Annotated in this window: 19 protein-coding genes; 13 read left to right on the top strand and 6 right to left on the bottom strand. The window is 71.0% G+C overall.

What is annotated here, in order from left to right; all coding sequences use genetic code 11:
• From ABZ319_RS35510 to ABZ319_RS35470, 9 genes are all read left to right on the top strand, one after another.
• A partial coding sequence (locus ABZ319_RS35510; RefSeq protein ID WP_354990945.1) for an NlpC/P60 family protein occupies positions 1 to 421 on the top strand: 421 nt, incomplete at its 5' end.
• Between the two features lie 25 nt (positions 422 to 446).
• Positions 447 to 1,457, top strand: a complete 1,011-nt coding sequence (locus ABZ319_RS35505) for a hypothetical protein (protein WP_354990944.1) — start codon at positions 447 to 449, stop codon at positions 1,455 to 1,457.
• A gap of 85 nt (positions 1,458 to 1,542) precedes the next feature.
• On the top strand, positions 1,543 to 2,688 hold the full coding sequence (locus ABZ319_RS35500) for a glycosyltransferase family 4 protein (protein WP_354990943.1): 1,146 nt from the start codon (positions 1,543 to 1,545) through the stop codon (positions 2,686 to 2,688).
• 15 nt (positions 2,689 to 2,703) lie between these two features.
• The gene (locus tag ABZ319_RS35495; protein WP_354990942.1) at positions 2,704 to 3,090 is read left to right on the top strand and encodes a polyketide cyclase / dehydrase and lipid transport; all 387 of its coding nucleotides are present in this window, start codon (positions 2,704 to 2,706) and stop codon (positions 3,088 to 3,090) included.
• Positions 3,091 to 3,155: 65 nt separating this feature from the next.
• The gene (locus ABZ319_RS35490) at positions 3,156 to 3,593 is read left to right on the top strand and encodes an SRPBCC family protein (RefSeq protein WP_354990941.1); all 438 of its coding nucleotides are present in this window, start codon (positions 3,156 to 3,158) and stop codon (positions 3,591 to 3,593) included.
• Positions 3,594 to 3,631: 38 nt separating this feature from the next.
• Entirely contained in the window at positions 3,632 to 5,029 is a 1,398-nt protein-coding gene (locus ABZ319_RS35485) for an ArsA family ATPase (RefSeq protein WP_354990940.1), read from the top strand.
• Positions 5,026 to 5,970, top strand: a complete 945-nt coding sequence (locus ABZ319_RS35480; protein WP_354990939.1) for a hypothetical protein — start codon at positions 5,026 to 5,028, stop codon at positions 5,968 to 5,970. Before ABZ319_RS35485 ends, ABZ319_RS35480 begins: the two co-directional genes overlap by 4 nt.
• Entirely contained in the window at positions 5,967 to 6,971 is a 1,005-nt protein-coding gene (locus ABZ319_RS35475) for an ROK family glucokinase (RefSeq protein ID WP_354990938.1), read from the top strand. The genes ABZ319_RS35480 and ABZ319_RS35475 overlap by 4 nt, the downstream gene beginning before the upstream one ends.
• Before the next feature lie 148 nt (positions 6,972 to 7,119).
• On the top strand, positions 7,120 to 7,845 hold the full coding sequence (locus ABZ319_RS35470; RefSeq protein WP_354990937.1) for a lysophospholipid acyltransferase family protein: 726 nt from the start codon (positions 7,120 to 7,122) through the stop codon (positions 7,843 to 7,845).
• Positions 7,846 to 7,905: 60 nt separating this feature from the next.
• Here the strand turns inward: ABZ319_RS35470 and ABZ319_RS35465 are convergent, their stop codons facing one another.
• Positions 7,906 to 8,403, bottom strand: a complete 498-nt coding sequence (locus tag ABZ319_RS35465; protein WP_354990936.1) for a polyadenylate-specific 3'-exoribonuclease AS — start codon at positions 8,401 to 8,403, stop codon at positions 7,906 to 7,908.
• Positions 8,404 to 8,640: 237 nt separating this feature from the next.
• Here ABZ319_RS35465 and ABZ319_RS35460 point away from each other — a divergent pair, with 237 nt between their 5' ends.
• Positions 8,641 to 10,029 (top strand): class II 3-deoxy-7-phosphoheptulonate synthase, encoded by a 1,389-nt coding sequence (locus tag ABZ319_RS35460; protein ID WP_354990935.1) that lies wholly within the window; start codon positions 8,641 to 8,643, stop codon positions 10,027 to 10,029.
• Between the two features lie 118 nt (positions 10,030 to 10,147).
• On the opposite strand, the gene pknB is transcribed toward ABZ319_RS35460, so the two are convergent.
• Positions 10,148 to 12,136: a Stk1 family PASTA domain-containing Ser/Thr kinase gene (pknB, locus tag ABZ319_RS35455; protein ID WP_354990934.1), complete on the bottom strand. Its 1,989-nt coding sequence runs from the start codon at positions 12,134 to 12,136 to the stop codon at positions 10,148 to 10,150.
• 104 nt (positions 12,137 to 12,240) lie between these two features.
• On the opposite strand from pknB, the gene ABZ319_RS35450 reads away from it, so the two are divergent.
• Positions 12,241 to 12,609: an Rv2175c family DNA-binding protein gene (locus ABZ319_RS35450; RefSeq protein WP_354990933.1), complete on the top strand. Its 369-nt coding sequence runs from the start codon at positions 12,241 to 12,243 to the stop codon at positions 12,607 to 12,609.
• A gap of 147 nt (positions 12,610 to 12,756) precedes the next feature.
• On the opposite strand, the gene ABZ319_RS35445 is transcribed toward ABZ319_RS35450, so the two are convergent.
• The 4 genes from ABZ319_RS35445 to ABZ319_RS35430 all read right to left on the bottom strand — a co-directional run bounded on the left by ABZ319_RS35445 (position 12,757) and on the right by ABZ319_RS35430 (position 18,228).
• On the bottom strand, positions 12,757 to 13,737 hold the full coding sequence (locus ABZ319_RS35445; protein WP_354990932.1) for a phytoene/squalene synthase family protein: 981 nt from the start codon (positions 13,735 to 13,737) through the stop codon (positions 12,757 to 12,759).
• Positions 13,734 to 15,275, bottom strand: a complete 1,542-nt coding sequence (locus tag ABZ319_RS35440) for an alpha-(1->6)-mannopyranosyltransferase A (protein WP_354990948.1) — start codon at positions 15,273 to 15,275, stop codon at positions 13,734 to 13,736. Before ABZ319_RS35440 ends, ABZ319_RS35445 begins: the two co-directional genes overlap by 4 nt.
• A 151-nt stretch (positions 15,276 to 15,426) precedes the next feature.
• Complete coding sequence (crtI, locus tag ABZ319_RS35435; RefSeq protein WP_354990931.1) at positions 15,427 to 17,040, bottom strand: phytoene desaturase family protein; 1,614 nt, start codon at positions 17,038 to 17,040, stop codon at positions 15,427 to 15,429.
• Between the two features lie 141 nt (positions 17,041 to 17,181).
• Complete coding sequence (locus ABZ319_RS35430) at positions 17,182 to 18,228, bottom strand: polyprenyl synthetase family protein (protein ID WP_354990947.1); 1,047 nt, start codon at positions 18,226 to 18,228, stop codon at positions 17,182 to 17,184.
• Between the two features lie 628 nt (positions 18,229 to 18,856).
• Between ABZ319_RS35430 and ABZ319_RS35425 the strand changes: the two genes are divergently transcribed.
• Together ABZ319_RS35425 and ABZ319_RS35420 are read left to right on the top strand one after the other, a co-directional pair.
• Entirely contained in the window at positions 18,857 to 19,795 is a 939-nt protein-coding gene (locus ABZ319_RS35425; protein ID WP_354990946.1) for a methylenetetrahydrofolate reductase, read from the top strand.
• A 137-nt stretch (positions 19,796 to 19,932) separates the two neighbouring features.
• On the top strand, positions 19,933 to 20,180 hold a 248-nt coding region (locus ABZ319_RS35420), incomplete at its 3' end, for a hypothetical protein (protein WP_354990930.1).

Below are 20,180 nucleotides of genomic sequence, written 5' to 3'. Positions count from 1 at the left end.
CGACAAGTCCGCGCTCGCCGGCTCGATGTTCCCGCCCGGCTTCGACCGCGACACTCTGCTGCGCGGGCTCGTGCCCGGCAGCGGAACCAGCGCCCTGGCCGCCGGTCTCACCCGCGTCGGCGCGCCGTACGTGTGGGGTGCGATCGGGCCCGATCAGTTCGACTGCTCCGGCCTGGTGCAGTGGGCGTTCAAACAGGTCGGCAAGAGCGTGCCGCGCACCAGTCAGCAGCAGTCGAATTTCGGCACGCCCGTGGCCGAACAGGACCTGCAGCCCGGCGATGTGGTGTTCTTCTACTCTGAGGTCTCACACGTCGGGATCTACGCGGGCAATGGTTTGATGCTGCACGCCTCCACTTTCGGAGTGCCGGTGCAGGTGGCGCCGATGGGCTCGACACCGTTCCATTCCGCGCGCCGGTACTGACGCCGCGCCCGAACACGAGGTGGCAATGAGCGCACTGCGACAGGTTCGCGGCTGGTTCTCGGCCAAGCGGCGTTTCGAGTTCTGCCTCACCCTCGTCATGGTGACCGGGCTGACCGCCGCCTGCGGTGCGCTGCTCATGCTGCCCAATTCGGTGCTGCCCACGTTGCGCGCGGTGGCCCCCGGGCCCGAGAGCGGCCAGGTCACCGCCTCGGATCCGCAAGTGCCGCAGGTCAAAAGGCTGATGGAGGGCTACGGGAAGGTCATCGCGGAATCGGTGACCACCGGATCGAACCGCGGCGGCATCGTGCTCGGGCACGCCACCCGCAGCGCCGACGTGGACGTGCTGGCCGGCGAACTCGCGGCCGCGACCGTCGCGGTGAGCGCGCTGTGGGGCGCCGACTGGTCCCAGGCCCCGGTGGTGGTCGTGGCCGCGAGCACCGCGGAGTTCGCGGCGCTGACCGGCTCGACCGGCGACGTGCCGGCGGAGGTTGCGGCCGTGACGGTTTCGGACGTGTTCCGGCCCGGCGACCGGCCCACCGGGCAGCGCGTGGTCTTCGGCCCGGAAGCCGGGCGCAGGCTCGGCGCCGACGGTCTGCGCACGGTGCTGCGCCACGAGCTCACCCACGTCGCCACCCGCGCGGTGACCGCCGAGGGTTCCCCGCAGTGGCTGCTCGAGGGCTTCGCCGAATACGCCGCCCATCGCGGGTCGGCCGGCACCGTCGCCGAGATCGCCCCGGCGCTGACCGCCCGCGCCCGCACCGGCGCGCTGCCCGCGGAGCTGCCCGCCGACGTGGTGTTCGAACCCGCGAGCGGGCAGGCCGCCCTCGCCTACGAACAGGCCTGGTCGGCGTGCGCGTTCCTGGCCGATCGCTTCGGCGAGGGCCGATTGGTCACGCTCTACCGGGAATTGGCGCGCGGACCGCGCGATCACGCCGCGGTGGACGCCGCGTTCCGCGAGGTCATCGCCACCCCGTACGCGGACTTCCTGACCGACTGGCGCACCTGGATCACCTCCCGCACCACCGAAGGCGCCTGACCGCACGGCGCCGCGCGCACCCGGACGGGGGTGCGAGGTTTCGGGGCGGGGATCGCGGTGCGCGCGGGTGCAGTAGGTTGGGCGTATGGGGCGAACCTTGCTGGTTACCAATGATTTCCCGCCGCGGCCGGGAGGTATTCAGTCCTACGTCCACGCGCTCGCGATGCAGCTGCCGCCCGATGATCTGGTGGTGTACGCGCCCCGCTGGAAGGGCGACAGTCACCGCAGGTTCGATGCCGAACAGCCGTTTCAGGTGGTCCGCCACCCCACCACGCTGATGCTGCCCACACCCCTGGTGATGCGGCGCGCGGCCAAGCTGATCCGCGACGAGCAGTGCGAGCAGGTGTGGTTCGGGGCCGCGGCGCCGCTCGCGCTCATGTCACCGCATCTGCGCAAGGCCGGGGCCGAGCGCATCGTGGCCTCCACCCACGGGCACGAGGTGGGCTGGTCCATGCTGCCCGGCGCGCGGCAGGCGCTGCGGGCCATCGGCGACGACACCGATGTCATCACCTATGTCAGCAAGTACACGCGCCGCCGGTTCTCCGCGGCGTTCGGGGTGAACGCGGCCCTGGAATACCTGCCCCCGGCGGTGGATTCGGAGGTCTTCAAGCCGGATCCGGCCGCCCGCGCCGCGCTGCGCGAACGCTACGGGCTCGGTGATCGGCCCACCATCCTGTGCCTGTCGCGGCTGGTCCCGCGCAAGGGGCAGGACGCGCTCATCGTGGCCATGAAGGACATTCGCGCGCAGATCGACGGCGCGGTGCTGGTCATCGCCGGCGGCGGCCCGTACGAGGAGAAGCTGCGCGGGCTCGCCCGGGCCACCGGCGTCGTCGATGCCGTGGTGTTCACCGGCCGGGTGGCCGCGGCCGAACTCGCCGCCCACCACACCATCGCCGACGTCTTCGCCATGCCCTGCCGCACCCGCGGTCTCGGCCTGGACGTGGAGGGTCTGGGCATCGTCTTCCTGGAGGCCTCGGCCACCGGGGTGCCGGTGGTGGCGGGCGATTCCGGTGGTGCGCCGGAAACCGTGCGCGAGGGCGAGACCGGCCACGTGGTCGACGGCCGCTCCACCGCCGCGATCACCGCGGCCATCGTCGCGGTGCTGTCCGATCGCGACGCCGCGGCCCGCATGGGCGCGGCCGGTCGTGCCTGGGTGCAGCGGCAATGGCGCTGGGATCGCATGGGCGTGCGGCTGCGGGAACTGCTGGATACGAACGTGCGAGCGATCTGAGCTAGGCTCAGCCGAGTGAGCAGTATCCAGGTTGCCGACCAGACCTTCGTCGCCGCGCCCGGCACGGCCGTGGGTGAGCTGCTGGCGGACAAGGCCCGTTGGCGTCGCTGGTGGCCGGACCTGCAGCTGCAGGTGCGAGAAGATCGCGCCGACAAGGGAATCCGCTGGACCATCGCCGGCGGGGCCACCGGCACCATGGAGGTCTGGCTCGAGCCGATGCTCGACGGCGTCATCCTGCACTACTTCATGCACGCCGAGCCCAAGGGCGTGGAATCGATGTCCGCGCGCGAACTCATGGCGGCCAATCGCGCCCGCCGGGTTGCGGGTAAGAAGATGTCCTTCGAGGTGAAGGCACGTCTGGAGGCCGGCCGCAAGGCCGGCGTCGCGCCCGCCGCGCACTGAATTCCGCCCGGTTCTCACCGCTCGAAGATTCCGCCGCCGCAGCTGGAAAGGAAGCGTTGCCACCCATGGCCGATCGCACCCAACGGTCGATCGTGATCGACGCCCCCTCGGAACGAGTGATGGCAGTCATCGCGGACCTGGAGTCGTATCCGGAATGGGTCGCCGCGGCCCGTTCGGTCGAGGTGCTCGACAAGGATCCCGACGGTCGTGCCCGCACCGCGCGTTTCGTGCTGGACGCGGGGGTCGTGAAGGACACCTACACGCTGTCCTACACCTGGCGGCCCGACGGTCGCGCGGTGAGCTGGACCCTGGTCGGCGGCGAACTGCAGAAGGCGCAGGACGGCACGTACGAACTCATCGCGCTGCCCGACGGTGGCACCGAGGTGGTGTACGAACTCACGGTGGACCTGAACATCCCGATGATCGGCATGTTCAAGCGCAAGGCCGAGAAGGTCATCACCGATACCGCGCTGAAGGAACTCAAGAAGCGGGTCGAAGGCTGACCGCGAGCACGACTGGACGCCCGTCGCGCGCCACCCGGGTGGAGCTGTTCGTCGGCAAGGGCGGGGTGGGGAAGACGACGCTGGCGTGTGCGACCGCGCTCGCCTACGCGCGCGCCGGGCAGCGGGTGCTGCTGGCCTCGCTCGATCAGGCGCATTCGCTGGGCGACGCCCTGGGCTTCCGGTTCCAGCATCAGCCCGGCAGTGTGCCCGGGGTCGCGGCGGTGCAGCCCGGTCTCGATGTGATCGAAGTGGATTCCCTTGCGCTGCTGGAGGATCGCTTCCGGACCGTGCTGTTGCTGCTGTCCGGGGCGGGTGACCGGCACGGGGTCGACATCTCGGCGCTGGATCCGGCCGAGCTGACCGGGCTGCCCGGCATCCAGGAACTGCTCGCGCTGCTGGAGATCACCGATTTCGCGGGCGTCGGGCGCTGGGACGTGATCGTGCTGGACTGCCCGCCGTCGGCCGACATGCTGCGCATCGTGACCGCCCCGGACACCCTGCTGGGTTATCTCGACCGCGTCTGGCCCGCGCACGCGCGCACGCTGACCGCGGTGGGCGGGGATTTCCGGCGGGCGATGATCGCGGTCTCGGTCGAGCAGATCGTCACCCTGGTCACCGCCGCCCGCGATCTGCTGGCCGATCGTTCGCGCACCACCGCGCGCCTGGTCACCGCCCCCGAACACGTCGCGGTGGCCGAGTCCACGCGGGTGCGGTCCGCGGCGGCGCTGCTGGGCCTGGAATTGACCGGCGTCCTGGTGAACAAGGTGCTGCCCGAACTGGAGGACGCGGAAAGCGCTGCGCTGCGGCAGGATCCGGCCGCGTTCGAGTCCGGCGCGCCCGCCCTGATCGGCCCGGACGACGACACGGCCACCGTCGCGGCCTGGACGACCCGCCGCGCCGGTCCGGCGTCCTGGTTCGGGACGCCCGCGCCGCCCGCGCATCATCCGGCCGTGCGGTGGTATTCCGAGCGACAGGCCGAGCAATCGGCCGTGGTCGAGGATTTACGCAAGCGAATGGGCGGGGTTCCGGTGCAGGTCGTACGGCACGCGGGCGCCGAACCGGTGGGTCTGGCGGCGTTGACGGCGCTGTCCCACGGGATCGATGCGAGTGGTGACTGGGTGGGCGGGGGGTCTGTCCCTATGCTTGGCTCAGATGCGGACGATGGGCTGTCCGTTTCCGGCGGGCCGCAGGTGCGGCACGAGTCGGGGACGGGTCTGGCTTCGGTGTTCGCGATGCGCATGCACCTGCCCGTGGTCGATCCGTCGACGCTGCAGCTGGGACGAGTGGAGGACGATTTGATCGTGGGAGCGGACGGGGTCAGGCGCCGGCTGCGGCTGGCGCCGGTATTGCGGCGGTGCACGGTCGAGGCCGCCGAACTCGACGGCGATCAATTGGTGATCCGGTTCCGCCCGGACCCCGAGGTCTGGCCGAAATGACCACGTCCCAGGAGCATCCGCGCACCGGCCACCCGGACGACAATTTCAGCGAATTCGCCGAGGAACTGCGCCTGCTCGCCGAGGCCGTGCTCGAACGCGTGGAACCGGTGCTGCGCCGCACCGCCGCCGACGGCCGGGTGCAGTGGGACAGTTGCAGCTGGTGCCCGGTGTGCGCGGCGGCCGCGGTGGTGCGCGGCGAGCACCACGACGTGGTCGCGGCCATCGCCGATCACGGCACCGCGATCGTCACCGTTCTGCGCGAGGCCCTCGCGGGCGTTCCGGTGGAGCCGCTGATTCCGCCGGATCTGGATCCGGACTCGCCGGAATATCATGCGTGGCTACATGATTCGTACGGTCACGGGCACGCTCCGGAGCAGCGCTTCGGCATGAGGGATCCGCGCGCCGGGTCGGATTCCGCCGCGCCGGGCGGTGACGCCGGTACCGATTCGGCCGATTCGGCCGCTGATCCGGCCTTCGGCGCCGCCGATTCCGGCGCGCCCGGCGCGGATTCCGGCGCGCGCGGCGGAGATTCGAGTGCCCGGGGCGCAGCGCACGGGGGAGCGGTCGCCGGATTGGGCGGTCTGCTGGCCAAATTCGCCGCCGGAGCCCAGGCGGTCGCCGCCGAACGCCGTGCCCGCGGCCATGATTCGGCTGCCGCCGGCTGGTCCGGCACCGCGGCCGCCCGGGACACCGCGCCGGAGCGCGACGCGGGCGCGCGGGAACGGCCGGACTCGGCCGCCACCGCCGAACCCGCCGCCGCCGAAACCACCGGCGAGGATCCCCTCGGCCGCGGCCCGGGCACCGCCCGCAGGCCCGGCGAGGCGGGGTCCGGTCGCGCGGACCAGCGGCAACCCGGTCCCGGCGCGGAGCGGCCCGCCGGTCGCGGCGGACGGGGGGCGCGGTCCGGATATGTTCCGATCGATGTGACCATCAAGGCATGAGGGGCCGGACGCCGGTGCCCCTGACGGTCGGAATCGATGTGGGCGGCACCAATATTCGAGCGTCGGTGGTCGACGGGGCGGGCGAGGTGCTCGACACCGTCACCGCGCCCACGCCGCAGTCGGCGCGCGCCCTCGAGGACGGATTGGCCCGCGCGGTGCGCGAATTGTGCGGCAGGCACGCCATCGGCGCGGTCGGGCTCGCGGTCGCGGGCTTCGTGGACGAGGACCGCGCCACGGTGCGGTTCGCCCCGCATCTGCCGTGGGAGGACGCGCCCGTCGCGCAGCGGCTCACCGATCGCCTCGGACTGCCGGTCATTCTCGAGCACGACGCCAACGCGGCCATGTGGGCGGAGTACCGCTTCGGCGCGGCCGCGGGCGGGCGCAACGTGGTGCTGGTGGCCATCGGCACCGGCATCGGCGCGGCGCTGCTGGTCGGCGGGCAGCTCTATCGCGGCAGCTACGGCGTCGCGCCCGAACTCGGCCATCTGACCGTGGTCCCGAACGGCCGGGCCTGCGCCTGCGGCAAACGCGGGTGCTGGGAAAGATATTGCAGCGGAACGGCGCTGGTGGACACGGCGCTGGAATTGCTGGCGACCGATCCGCAACGGTCGGCGCTGCTGAGCCGCGAGGCCGATCGGGATCCCGATTCGCTGACCGGCCGGCGGGTGGCGGGCGCGGCGCAGGACGGCGATCCGGTGGCCCTGGATGTGATGGCCGATTTCGCGCGCTGGCTCGGGCTCGGGCTGGCCGGGGTGAGCGATATCTTCGACCCGGATCTGATCGTGGTCGCCGGGGGTGTGAGCACCTCGGCGCCGCTGTTCCTGGACGCGGCGCGCGAGCATTATTCGGTGGCCATCACCGGGGCACGGCATCGTCCGCTCGCTCGAATTCGCACCGCGCAACTGGGTGAGGCGGCGGGCATGATCGGCGCGGCCGAATTGGCGCGGGCCGCGCTCGAAGTCGGGCGGGACGCGGTGCCCGCCGGTCCGTCGCTGCGCTGATATGTGACGCCCCGTGAATTCGGTGTGAATCACAGCTGTACACCGGTGGGCGGTTGGTCACCGCCAGGTCTCAGCGGTAGAGTCGGGATTTGAATGTGGTGCCCGCAACGAGGCCGGTCCCGGGTATCGAAACAGGGGAAAGGACGCAATGTTCTACTGGCTGCTGAAATTCGTTTTGGTGGGACCGCTCATCCAGCTGATCAACCGGCCCAAGGTCGAGGGTATGGAGAATATCCCCGCCGACGGCGCGGCGATTCTGGCCGGAAATCATCTGTCGTTCACGGACTGGCTGTTCACTCCCCTGGCGAGCCCGCGTCGCATCACGTATCTGGCCAAGGCCGAGTACTTCACCACGCCCGGCTTCAAGGGCAGGCTGCAGAAGTTCTTCTTCAGCGGCACCGGGCAGTACCCGATCGACCGCACCGGCGCGAGTGCCGCGGAGAGCGCGCTGAACACCGCGCGCAAGCTGCTCGGTGAAGGTCGGCTCGTCGGCCTGTACCCCGAGGGCACCCGCTCCCCGGACGGCCGCCTGTACAAGGGCAAGACCGGCGTGGCCCGGCTCGCCCTCGAAACCGGCGTCCCGGTGATCCCGGTGGCCCTGATCGGCACCGACGAGGTCTGCCCGCCCGGACCGTTCCGCTGGCGCCCGCGCAAGGTGACCGTCAAGTTCGGCAAGCCCATCGACTTCTCGCGGTACGAGGGCATGGGCGGCAATCGCTTCGTCGAGCGCGCGGTGACCGACGAGATCATGTACGAGCTCATGCAGATGGGCGAGCAGGAGTACGTGGACGTCTACGCCGCCAGCCTCAAGGACGGCGTGCCCTCGGGCAGCCGTCCGGACGCGGATCGCATTCCGCAGACCCTGGCGGGCTAGTCCCGCGACAAGCGCGAAAGGCCCCGGGAGACTCGGTCTCCCGGGGCCTTTCGGCATTGCTCAGGTGGTGCGCAGGCGCCGGTGCGCCTCGATCGCCTCGAACTTCGCGAGATTGTGCCGGGCGTCGGCGAGCGCGTCGTGCGCGTCCTTGGGCACCGGCGGCAGTGCGGGTTTGCCGTGCTGCTCCCAGTGCTGGCGCAGCTCGTTGGTGTAGCGCGGCAGCGCCGAGGGCAACTCGACCATCGAACCCCAGAGCTGGCACAGCGCGACGTGATCGTAGGCGCTGGCCCAGGCCCACAGTTCGGGTTCCACCCCGGCGCGCGGGACCAGGAAGCGGTAGAGGTCCTCGCGGAGCTTCTCGCGGCTGCGCCACAGCGGCGACGACGGTTGCGGCAGCTGCGGCAGCACGTAGCGCCGCACGAACGGCCCGGCTTTCTCGGCGTCGAATTCGGTTGAGACGGCATAGTATTCGCGCCCGTCCTCGCACACCACGCCAATGGAGATCAGGTCGATGGTCGAGCCGTCCTCGATGAATTCGCAATCATAGAAATAGCGCAAAAGAGACGGTCCACTCCTCGGTCGGCGGCCGTTGGCGACAACCACCGGCGCGGGATGAGAATGATCAGGGAAGATCATCCGGGATCAGCCTAGGTTCCGGTTCCGGCGCGGGTCCGGGTGGGCGGACGGTACCGGCTCGCCGTCGCGCGGGTTCATCGAATTCGGCCTGCGACGGTGTGGTTTTTCTCAGCCCTGGGTGTAGTCCGCGCGGTTTGTCGCGGTCCGTATTCTGAACGGGTGAACTGGACCGTCGACGTACCGATCGATCGCCTGCCGGAACTTCCTCCGCTGCCCGCGGCGCTGCGCCGGCGTCTGGACGACGCGCTATCCCGCGAGGCCCTACAGCAGCCGAACTGGGATCCCGAACAGGCCGCCAAGATGCGGACCGTGCTCGAGAGCGTGCCGCCCATCTGCGTCCCCGCCGAGGTCGAGGAGCTCAAGCTGCGCCTGGCCGAGGTCGCGCGCGGGGAAGCGTTCCTCATGCAGGGCGGTGACTGCGCGGAGACCTTCGCGGACAACACCGAACCGCATATCCGGGGCAACATCCGCACGCTGTTGCAGATGGCCGTGGTGCTCACCTACGGCGCGAGCCTGCCGGTGGTGAAGGTGGCTCGCATCGCGGGTCAGTACGCCAAGCCGCGCTCGTCCAACACCGACTCCCTCGGGCTCATCTCCTACCGCGGTGACATGGTCAACTCGCTGGTGGCCGATCCGGCGCTGCGCGAACACGATCCGTCGCGGCTGGTGCGCGCCTACGCCAACGCCTCCGCCGCCATGAACCTGGTGCGGGCCATGACCTCGGCCGGAATGGCCGATCTGCACCAGGTGCACAACTGGAACCGCGAGTTCGTGGCGCAGTCCCCGGCCGGCGCCCGCTACGAGGCCATGGGCATCGAGATCGACCGCGCGCTCGCGTTCATGAAGGCGTGCCGGGTCAACGACCCGAACCTGTCGACCGCGCGCCTGTACGCCTCGCACGAGGCCCTCGTGCTGGACTACGAGCGCGCCATGCTGCGCCTGAGCGAGCACCCCGTCACCGGTGAGCCGCTGCTCTACGACCTGTCGGCGCACTTCCTGTGGATCGGGGAGCGCACCCGCGGGCTGAACGGCGCGCACATCGCCTTCGCCGAGCTGCTCGCCAACCCGATCGGGCTCAAGATCGGCCCGACCACCACGCCCGAGCAGGCCGTGGAATACGTCGAGCGCTTGGACCCGAACAACGAGCCCGGCCGCCTGACCCTGGTCGCGCGCATGGGCAACGGCAAGGTCCGCGACGTGCTGCCCGCGATCATCGAGAAGGTGCAGGCCACCGGGCACCAGGTCATCTGGCAGTGCGATCCCATGCACGGCAACACGCACGAGACCTCGAACGGCTACAAGACCCGCCACTTCGATCGGATCGTCGACGAGGTGCAGGGCTTCTTCGAGGTGCACCACGCGCTGGGTACCCACCCGGGCGGCCTGCACATCGAGCTGACCGGTGAGAACGTCACCGAATGCCTCGGTGGCGCGCAGGACATCTCGGATCTGGACCTGTCGGACCGGTACGAGACCGCGTGCGATCCCCGCCTGAACACCCAGCAGTCCCTCGAGCTGGCCTTCCTCGTGGCGGAAATGTTGCGCTGAGCCACCGGGCCGGGCGCCGGACGGCGCTCGGCGACAAGGTGATACGCGTGCGGCCCGATCCTTTCGGATCGGGCCGCGGTGTTTGTCGGGGGTGCTCGAGCCGTTTGCCGTCGCGCCGCTAGGGAATGGCGACCAGGGTGATGGTCGCGCCGGATTCCAGGTTGTTGCCGACGCCGGTGCTCTGGGAGATGACCAGGGACCCGTCGTTGGATGCCAGCTGGCGGACGGTGACCTGCAGGCCGAGGGCCTCCAGTTTGGCGCGGGCGACCGCGACGGTGTTGCCCAACACGTTCGGCACCTCGATGCCGTTGTTCAGGATCAGGGTGACGGCGCTGCCGGATTCGACGGTGGAGCCCGCGGCGGGATCGGTGCTGATCACCTCACCGGATTTGATCTTGGGGTGGAATTCGTTCCGGATGCCGCCGACCGTGAGCCCGGCTTTCTCGAGCACCGCCCTGGCATCGGTCTCGCTCTTGCCGCTCAGGTCCGGGAGCTTCACCGGCAGGGAACCCTTGCTGCGGAACACCTTCACGTTCGCGCCCGCGGGCAGGATGGTCCCGGGCGCCGGATCCACCTTGGCGACCGTGCCTTTCGCGGCCGCGCTGCCGACCTCACCGGCGTCCACCGGCGTCAGCCCGGCGTCCTTGATGGCCTGATTGACGGTGTTCACATCCGCCCCCGCGGCGACCTCGGGCACCCGGGGCTTGCCGTTCGAGACCAGCACCGCGACCGTGGAGCCCTTGGTGAGCTTGGATCCGGCGGGCGGATCGGTGCCGACCACATTGCCCACCGGAATGATGTCCGAGGCCTTCTGCTTGGTTTCGGCCTGGAAGCCCGCGGCTTCGATGGCGGCCACCGCGCGCTGGGTGTCGAGCCCGGCGATCGAGGGGACCGCCTCGTATCTGCCCATGCCCAGCCACCAGCCGCCGATGCCGAGCAGCAGCGCCAGGGTGATCACCACGCCCAGCCACACCATGACCGTGCGGCGGGATTTGCCGTTCTCGCTGCGTTCGGAGCGATAGTCCTGCCGGCCGGGCGGTACGCCCGCCGGCGCGGGCGGGGGTGCGAAGTTCGGCGGGATCTCGCGGGCCGCGGTCATGACCCGGGTGTGCTGATGCGGGGGCGGAGCCGGGGCCTCGGCGGGTAGCCGGGTGGTCAGGTCGGTCGCGCCGGCCGGCGGGGTGTGCTGACGTCGTGCGGGCGCCGCCGCCGGGGTCGCGACCTGGTAGCGGGCGCTGAGGTGTTCGGCCGAGTCCTGGGGCGCGGGCACCCGGTAGTCGGGCAGCCGTAGCTCGTGCGCGATGCGCCGCAGCTCACCCGCCATCTCGGTGGCGTTCGCGTAGCGGTGCCCGGGTTCGCGCGCGGTGGCGTGCGCGACCAGTTCGTCGATCTCGGGGGGTACGCCCGCGATGAAACGGCTCGGGCTGGGCACATCCTTCTCGACGCGCTGCAGGGCGACGGAGATGGAGGTGTCGCCGGTGAACGGGGTACGCCCGGTGAGCATTTCGAAGATGAGCACGCCCGCGGAGTACACGTCGCTGCGCGCGTCGGCGCTGCCGCTGGTGACCTGTTCGGGGGACAGGTACGCGGCGGTGCCCAGGATGACGCTGTCGGAGGTGATGTTGGCGGCGGCGACCGCGCGCACCAGACCGAAGTCGGCGATCTTGACTTCGCCGGAGTCGGAGATGAGCACGTTCTCCGGTTTGATGTCCCGGTGCACCAGGCCGGCCGCGTGCGCGACGCCGATGGCGGCCAGCACGGGCTCGGCGACCGCGCGCACCGCGTGCGGGGGCATGGGGCCGCGTTCGCGCAGCAGCTCGCGCAGGGTTCCGCCCTCGACCAATTCCATGACCAGGAACGGGTGGTCGCCGTCCAGGCCCTGGTCGTACACCGCCACCAGCGACGGATGCTTGAGCTTGGCGACCGCGCGGGCCTCGAGTTCGAAGCGGGTGAGGAACTGCGGATCGGCGGCGAACTTGGGATCCATCACCTTGATGGCGACCGGACGGTCGAGCCGGGTGTCCACCCCCCGGAACACCATGGACATACCGCCGCGCGCGATCGGCGCGTCGATGCGGTAGCGCCCTTCCAGCATCTGGCCGATCAACTGCAACCCTTCCGACGAACGGCCGCTCTCTGCGGCTGGACCCGATGGTAGTCGGGTCGGGGTGTGATGCGGCGGATGCGAGGCGACAGACTACCGTTGTCCGGGTGAGTGCCATCCCTTTCAGCGAAGATGTCCTGCCCGCGTCGGTGACCCTGATCCCGCTGCCCGATGTCGCGGACCGCATGGGCCTGGTCGTGACCCGGGTGCATCAGCTGCTGCGTGATCGCCAGGTCATCGCCGTGCGCCGCGACGGCGTGCTCGGGATTCCGGCGGAGTTCTTCGACGCGCACGGCAACATCGCCAAGCATCTGACCGGCCTCATCACGGTCATGCACGACGGCAAGTACACCGACGAGGAGATCCTCGAATGGGTGTACACCGAGGACGAGTCGCTGCCGGGCCGCCCGATCGACGCCCTGCACGGCGATCTGGCCCGCGAGGTCATCCGCCGCGCGGCCGCCGACCCGTTCTGAGCCGGCCCCGGCGAAGTATGACCGCCGGCCGGGATTGATCGCGACTACCCGGTCGGTGCGGGTCGCGACCGCCTGGTGGCGACCGATCGCGACCACCTGGCCGGTGCCGATCGAGCCACCCTGTCAGCACTGATCGTGACCCCTCGGTCAGTGCGCCGGGTGCAGGGTCCGGGTGGTGAATTCCCTTGCCGCCACGCGTAATCGGCGGTGGGTGGGCACCGTCGCACGGGCGCTGAAGATCTCGTGGTCGTGGCGCTCGATTTCCTCGAGGATGCCGCCGTACAGGGTGGCGGCGGTGCGGATGGCCGGGCGGACGCGCGGGAGCAGCAGGTCGATGCCGGGTACCGCGCGGCGGTAGATGTCGCGGTTGACCGCGATCAGGTGGGACACCGCGCGGCGTACGCGCGGGTCGGTCGTTCCCGTGCGGCGGCATTCGAGCAGCAGGTCGCGGTCCACGCCGAAGGCGGCCAGATCGTCGGCCGGCAGGTAGACGCGGCCGCGATCGAGATCCTCGGCCACGTCGCGCAGGAAGTTCGTGAGCTGGAACGCCTCGCCGAGCGCGGCCGCGGCGGGTTCGGCCTCGGCGACCGGGACCACCGTGCCCAGCACCGGCAGCAATTGCAGGCCGATGGCGGCGGCCGAACCGCGCATGTACTCGCGCAGCGCGGTCATGGTGGGGTAGCGGTCGCGGTACTGCGGGCTGCCGGGGATGTCCATGCGCATGGAGTCCAGGAACACCCAGAAGTGTTCGGGCGCAATGGCATACCGGCGGATGGTGTCGGAGACCGCGAGCAGCACCCGATCCTCGAGGGTGCCCGGATCGGTGTGATCCGCGCCGCCGCCGCCGATTTCCGCCGGGCGCAGCAGTCGTCCGCGTAGTTCGTATTCGAGCCGGTCCAGGTGCGCGGCGGCCGCACCGGCGTGCGCGCCGTCGGAATTCGCCGCCACCGCACCGTCTTCGGCGGTGTCGACCAGGTCGTCCACCAGGCGCGCGAAGGCGTACAGCGCGTGCACGGCCGGTCTTCGCTCGGGCTCGAGCAGGCGGGTTGCCAGGAAATAGGTGCGGCCGTGGGCGGCGGCGATGCGGCGGCAGTCCCGGTAGGCGCGATCCAGCGTGGCCGGGCTCATGCCGGGCTGGGCGGGGTCCCCGCGTGTGCCTGCACGCGCGCGGGCGCCTCGGGGTGGGCGTGCGCGTTCAACCGCAGCGGATCCACCGTGCGCAACGACAGGGCAGCCACCACGGCCGCGAAAGTCGCCAGCGCCACGTGCGGGAAGTTGTAAAGGCCGATGGATCCGTCGGGCTGGAAGACCAGCATGAGCCAGGTGCACAGCCCCACCAGCCACTGCAGTGTCGTGGTGGACAGCGCGAAACCGGCGGCCAGGGCCAGCGGCCACGAGTAGTACCAGGGCAGGGCGGCGGGGGACAGGATCACGATCGCCACGAACGCGATGAGAATGCCGAACACGGCCGCGCGCTCGCTGTTGCGGAACCGCCACCAGGTCCACACCAGCACCACGATCAGAGCCACCGCGCACAGCGCCCGGGTCACGTCCAGCACCGGCTCCAGGCGGAACGGGGTCACCCAGGTGGTGATGTGCGCCATGACCGTCGGCAGCGAGAGCCAGTTGATGATCTTCTTCGAGCCGGACAGCGCGGTGAGCCAGCCGATGCCGACCCCGGCCAGCGCCGAGGCCACCGCGAACACGGCCGCGAACACCGCCACGCCGAGCCCGGCGATCTTGGCGAACATGAGCGCCGGATGCGGCAGCTCGCCCTCGCCGCGCGCGGCCCGGCGTTCGCGTTCGTGAATCATCCAGATCCACACCAGGAACGGCAGCGCGACACCCGCGGTGGCCTTCACCCCGACACCGATGGCGACCACCACGATGCCCGCCACGTGATGGCGCTCGAGCACCAGCGCGATGCCGGCCGCCATGAGTCCTACCATGAGCATCTCGTTGTGCACCCCGCCCATGAGGTGGATGAGCACCAGCGGATTGAGCACGGACAGCCACAGCGCGGTGGTGGGCTTACCGCCCAGGTGTTTGGTCAGATGCGGTACGGCCCAGACCATCAGCGCGAGCCCCGGCAGCATGACCAGGCGCAGCGCGATGGTGCCGGCCACGACGTTCTCCCCGGTGAGGGAGGTGATGGCGCGCGCGAGCAGCAGGAAGATCGGGCCGTAGGGCGCGGTCGTGGTGGTCCACACCGGGCTCACATTGTCCAGCAGCACACCGGGATTCACCACGGGGCCGACCTCGTACGGGTTGAACCCGTCGCGCAGCAGCGCGCCCTGGGCCAGGTACGAGTAGGCGTCGCGGCTGAACATGGGCACCGCGAACAACAGCGGGAAGATCCAGATGCCGACGATCGCGCGCAACTCGTTCAGCGTGACGGTCACGTTCGGGACGTTGCCGATGGTGGCCCGGCCCAGGCGCACCCACGCGGTGATCATGGCCAGCACGCCGATCCAGACGAACACCGTCGACAGCGCGTAGCCGTGCCCGAAGCGCAGCCACGACAGGTGCGCGGCCTCGAGCAGCGGGTCGTTGCGGCGCACACTGCCCGCGCCGAAACCACCGAAGGTGATCATCAGGGCGCCGAAGCAGCCGAGCAGCGCGGCCTTGCCCTCGGGGCTGCGCGCGAAATCGGCGTAGGTGCGCATCCAGTGGTGCGATGCCGTGCCGCCGGTGATCCGGTCGGCGTGGGTGCCGCGCGTGGTGATGGCGGCGTCCGTATCGGGGGTCGGCATCGGTGGTCGTTCCCCCCGGAAAGATCGGCGGCGCCAGCCGCGTTGGTTCAGGACGCGGATGAGTCTAGTGCTTGTGCGGCGGTGCTACCGCCTCGGCAGGGGAGGTTCGGGTCCCGGCATGTCGTAGATCACCCGTGATTCGGGTCGCGGCGAGTTTTCCGGACAGCAGCACGGTCGGCACGCCGACCCCGGGGACCGTGCCCGAACCCGCCAGAACCACGTTGTCACGGCCCGGAACCAGGTTCCGGGTGCGGAAGGGTCCGGTCTGGCGGAACAGGTGCGCCGCGGCGAACGGCGTGCCCGCCAACATGCCCCGATCGCGCCACGTGCGCGGCGTGTCGACGTGGTCGATCCGGAAGTGCTCCGAAATACCTTGGTAGCCGCGGTCTTCCAGTACGCCCAGCAGCTCGCGCAGGTAGAACGGGGCGAGCCGGTCCCAATCCAGCGGGGCCGCGTCCAGATTGGGGCACGGGGCCAGCAGGGAGAGCGGTTCGTGCCGGACGGTGTCCGAGAGCTGCCCGGCGGCGTCGATATGCGTGCCCGGGCGGTCGATGTACAGCGCCGGATCGGTGAGGGCGGGCCGGGTGAGCAGCAGCGACGGATCGCTCATGAGCGATCCGCGGCCGGGGCGGGCGGCGATCTCGGCGAAGGTGCGATCCCATTCGCGGCCGAAGTCGATGGTGTGATGCGCCTGCACCGGCCAGCCGGCCGCGATGTGGGCCGGGACGGTTCCGTGCGCGACCACCGCGGAGGGCGAGGCGCGCAGGCCCCGGCGCCGGCGCAGGCCGAAGCGTTCGAGGCCGCCGATGTCGGCGGTGACGACCACCGCGTCGCACGGCACCTCGCGCCCGTCGGCGACGCGCACCGCGGTGGCCCGGCGGCCCCGGTACTCGATGCCGGTGACCTCCGCGTTCAGCTCCAGCACGCCGCCCGCGTCGGTGAAGGCGCGGGCCAGCGCGGCCGCGATGGCCCGCATGCCGCCCTCGGGGTAGTACACGCCGAGGCAGGTGTCCATGTACGGGATGGCGCCGTAGACCGCGAGGGCCTGATTGGGCGCGGTGCCCGCGAACAGGGCCTGGAAGCTGTAGAGCCGGGCCAGCGGCTCGTCGCCCGCGAGCCGGCGAACACGCGGGCCGAGCCGCCCGAAACCGCCGAGCCGCACCAGTTTCAGCAGCGCCCGGCGCTTGTCCGGGTAGCGCACCATGTCCAGGGGCGAGTCGAAGTTGGTGTCCATGAAGTGCTCGAACTCGGACTCGTAGATGCCGCGCAGCCACGCGCGCAGCCGCCGATAGCGTTGCCCGGCGGCGGCATCGCGCACCCGGGTGATCTCGGCGGTCATCTGTTCCTCGTCCGAGTACACCCCGACCTCGGCGCCGTCGGCGAAGCGCGCGCGGTAGGCGGGCGCGAGTTCGAGAATCCGCAGGCCCGTGGACTCCCGGGTCGCGCCGACCGCGGCCAGGGCCTCGTCGATGAGTTCGGGCACGGTCAGAATCGTTGCGCCGGAGTCGATCTCGTAGTCGTCCCCGCGGTACAGCCCGACCCGGCCGCCCGGGTGATCGGCGCGCTCGAGCACGGTCACCGACCGCCCTGCCCCCCGCAGATGCAGCGCCGCCGCCAGCCCGGACAGACCCGCGCCGACCACGACGACCCGATCACTCGGCCCCGCAACCGTTTTCATGCCCATCACTGCTTTCCCCGCTTCGATATCGGTGCCACACTGCTGCTTCGTGCCGCCACCCCGGCCGGACTGCCGTGGCCCGCGTCACGGGACTCGGCGCGCGCCATCCCGCCCGCGCGTGGCGTCCGCTCCGGATGCCCGTCAGTACGAGCGGGCAGTGGCCGCCAGTGCCATGGCGCGCAGCCTGCGCTTGGCGTCGGCGGTGGCCGTGCTGGCGTCCAGGGCGGTCAGGGCCTGGTCGGTCAGGCTCAAGATGCGCTGTTCGACCGCGTCGACCGCGCCGAGGTCGGTCAGGATCGCGCGCAGTTCGGCGACGAGTTCCGGGGAGACGTCGGTGCCCAGGTTGTCGCGGATCAGGGCCGCGGCGGCCGGGTCGGTGGCGTCGGCGCGGCGCAGGGCCTCGGCGATGAGCACGGTGCGCTTGCCCTCGCGCAGATCGTCGCCCGACGGCTTGCCGGTGACGGCCGGATCGCCGAAGACGCCGAGCAGATCGTCGCGCAGCTGGAAGGCGATCCCGATGTCGGTGCCGAATTCCCGGTAGGCGGCGATGAGTTCGGCGTCGGCGTCGGCCAGGGCCGCGCCCAGGTGCAGCGGTCTCTCGATGGTGTACGCCGCGGTCTTGTAGCGATTGATGCGCAGCGCGGCCTCGACCGATTCGTCGCCGCCGGCCTCGCCGTGGATGTCGAGCATCTGCCCGCCGAGCACCTCGGTGCGCATGGCCGCCCAGACCGGGCCGAAGCGGGCCAGGGCGGCCGGGGGCAGCCCGGCCTCGCGGGTCATGTCGTCGGCCCAGGCCAGGGCGAGATCGCCGATGAGGATGGAGATGGATTCGCCGTAGTGCGGGGCGTCGCCGATCCACCGCTCGCCGATGTGGCGCTGCTCGTACTCCACGTGCACGGTCGGGAAACCGCGCCGGGTGCGTGAGGAGTCGATGATGTCGTCGTGGATGAGCGCGGCCGCCTGCACGAGTTCCAGTGCGGCACAGGCCACCAGCACCGCGTCGGCCTCGGGATCCTCGGGGTCGCGGCCCGCGCCGAGCCAGCCGGTCCAGGCGAACGCGGGCCGGGTGCGCTTACCGCCGCGCAGCACGAACTGCTCGAGCACCCGCACCGCCTCCACCACGACCGGGCCCAGCGGCTCGACGATCTCGCGCCGGGTCTCGAAGAAGGCGGTCAGGCGCTCCTGCACGGCGGCGACGAGCGATTCCGCGCCGACCGGCTGGCGGGTCGGGGTACCGGTTCCGGCGGACAGCGGATCCTCCTCGGGGTGGGTGCCGCGCACTCGCGCGCGACGCGTTCGCGTCCCCGGCCACCGGCGCTCGGCGACCCGCCCGTGCGGTGCTGGGGGAGGTTCGCCGAACAGCCACACCGCGAGCCGACCTGGCCACGGGCGGGGTTCGGCACCGACTGTACCGAGCGGCAGGTTCCCGAAGCACATCCGCCCGCGCCACCCCCGCCGTCTCTGCCCGGTTCGGCGCCGACCCGGCTGTGCTCTACCCGCGCACCGCGCACGTCCCCGTGCCCGCGGCCGGGGCTCATGCCCGATCGGTTCCGATGCGGTGCTCGAGCGGTTCGCGGGTGTGGGCGGGCGTGAAAGTGGCGGGTTCCACAGGTGGGGTGCGCGGGGCGGGGTTCGGCCCGTCGGGGGCGGGTCCGGGGGTGAATATTTTCCTGCGCGGGGCGGAAAATGCCGGTAGGAGGGGTGGGCGGGGGCGGGTTCGGGGGTGGCGGGTGAGCGCGCCCCTTAAACTGGGGCCGTGAGTTTCGAGAATGTACGGGGATATTCGACCCCTGGCCGAGTTTCCCGCACGCCGCTCGTGTCCGGAACTCGCTCGATCGTGCAGCAGCTCGGGCCGCGCCCGGACGGGTCGGTGCCGTTCTCGGTGGAGTTCAACCCGCCGCGCGACGCCGCGGCCGAGGCCCGGCTGTGGCGGGCGGCCCGGGAGTTCGAACGCCTGCATCCGGCCTTCGTGTCCATGACCTACGGGGCGGGCGGGTCCACCCGGGACCGCACGATCCGGGTCACCGGCCAGCTGGCCCGCGAGACCACCCTGCTCACGGTGGCGCATCTGACGGCCGTGGATCACAGTGTCGCGGAACTGCGTTCGATCGTCGGCGCGTACGCGGACTCGGGTATCCGCAATCTGCTGGTGCTGCGCGGCGATCCGCCGGGAGATCCGCTGGGGGAGTGGATCAAACACCCCGACGGCGTGGAATACGCCGAGGAACTGGTGCGCATGGTGCGCGAGCTGGGCGACTTCCACGTGGGTGTCGCCTCGTTCCCGCAGGGGCATCCGCGCTCGGCGGACCTGGGGACCGACACCGCGCACCTGATCGCCAAACTCCGTGCGGGCGCGGAGTATTCGATCACCCAGATGTTCTTCGACCCCGAGCACTACCTGCGCCTGCGCGACCGCGCGCTCGCACTCGATCCGGTCGAGGGCGCCAAGCCGATCATCCCCGAGCTCATGCCCATCACCTCGCTGCGAACGGTGCAGCGCGCGGTGGAACTGTGCGGGCGGGAACTGCCCGCGGGAGTCATGGAGCGGTTGCAGCGGGCCGCGGGTGACGGCCCGCAGGAGAACAAGGCGGCGGTCCGCGCGGCCGGCATCGAGATCGCCACCGAGATGGCCCAGCGTCTCATCGACGAGGGCGCGCCCTGCCTGCACTTCATCACCCTGAACTTCGCCAAGGCCACCGGCGAAGTGCTGGCGAACCTCGGCTACGCGGTGGCTCCGGCGGCCGTGCACGCCTGATCGCGCGGCCCGCACCGAATCTGGTGCCCGGACGTGTGCCGCGCTGAATCCGGCACCGGGCGTGCCGGGCGAAATGTCTGGAATGTGCTGATCAGCGGAGTAGCGTGCGACCTCGACCGCGACGTTGAGGAGCCATCATGTCCATGCTGCCGCACCTCGTACGTGTCGCAGGCGTGCTGAGCGCCTGTGCGCTGCTCACCGCCGCCGGTCCGGCGGTAGCGGATCCCCCGGATCCCGCCGCACCGGAGATACGCAACTCTCCGGCTACCAGCTTGGGTCAGGGTTCGGCGGCCGATTCCGGCACCGCTGCGGGGAACGGAGTCGCCGCCGCCCTGGCCCAGGGCGTCGCCGCCGCGATGGCGAACGGCCTCGGCCCGCGGGAGAC

Source organism: Nocardia sp. NPDC005978 (genome assembly GCF_040614455.1).
Lineage (GTDB): Bacteria > Actinomycetota > Actinomycetes > Mycobacteriales > Mycobacteriaceae > Nocardia.
The sequence above is the reverse complement of the archived record's forward strand: the minus strand, read 5'-3'. Positions and strand labels throughout refer to the sequence as shown.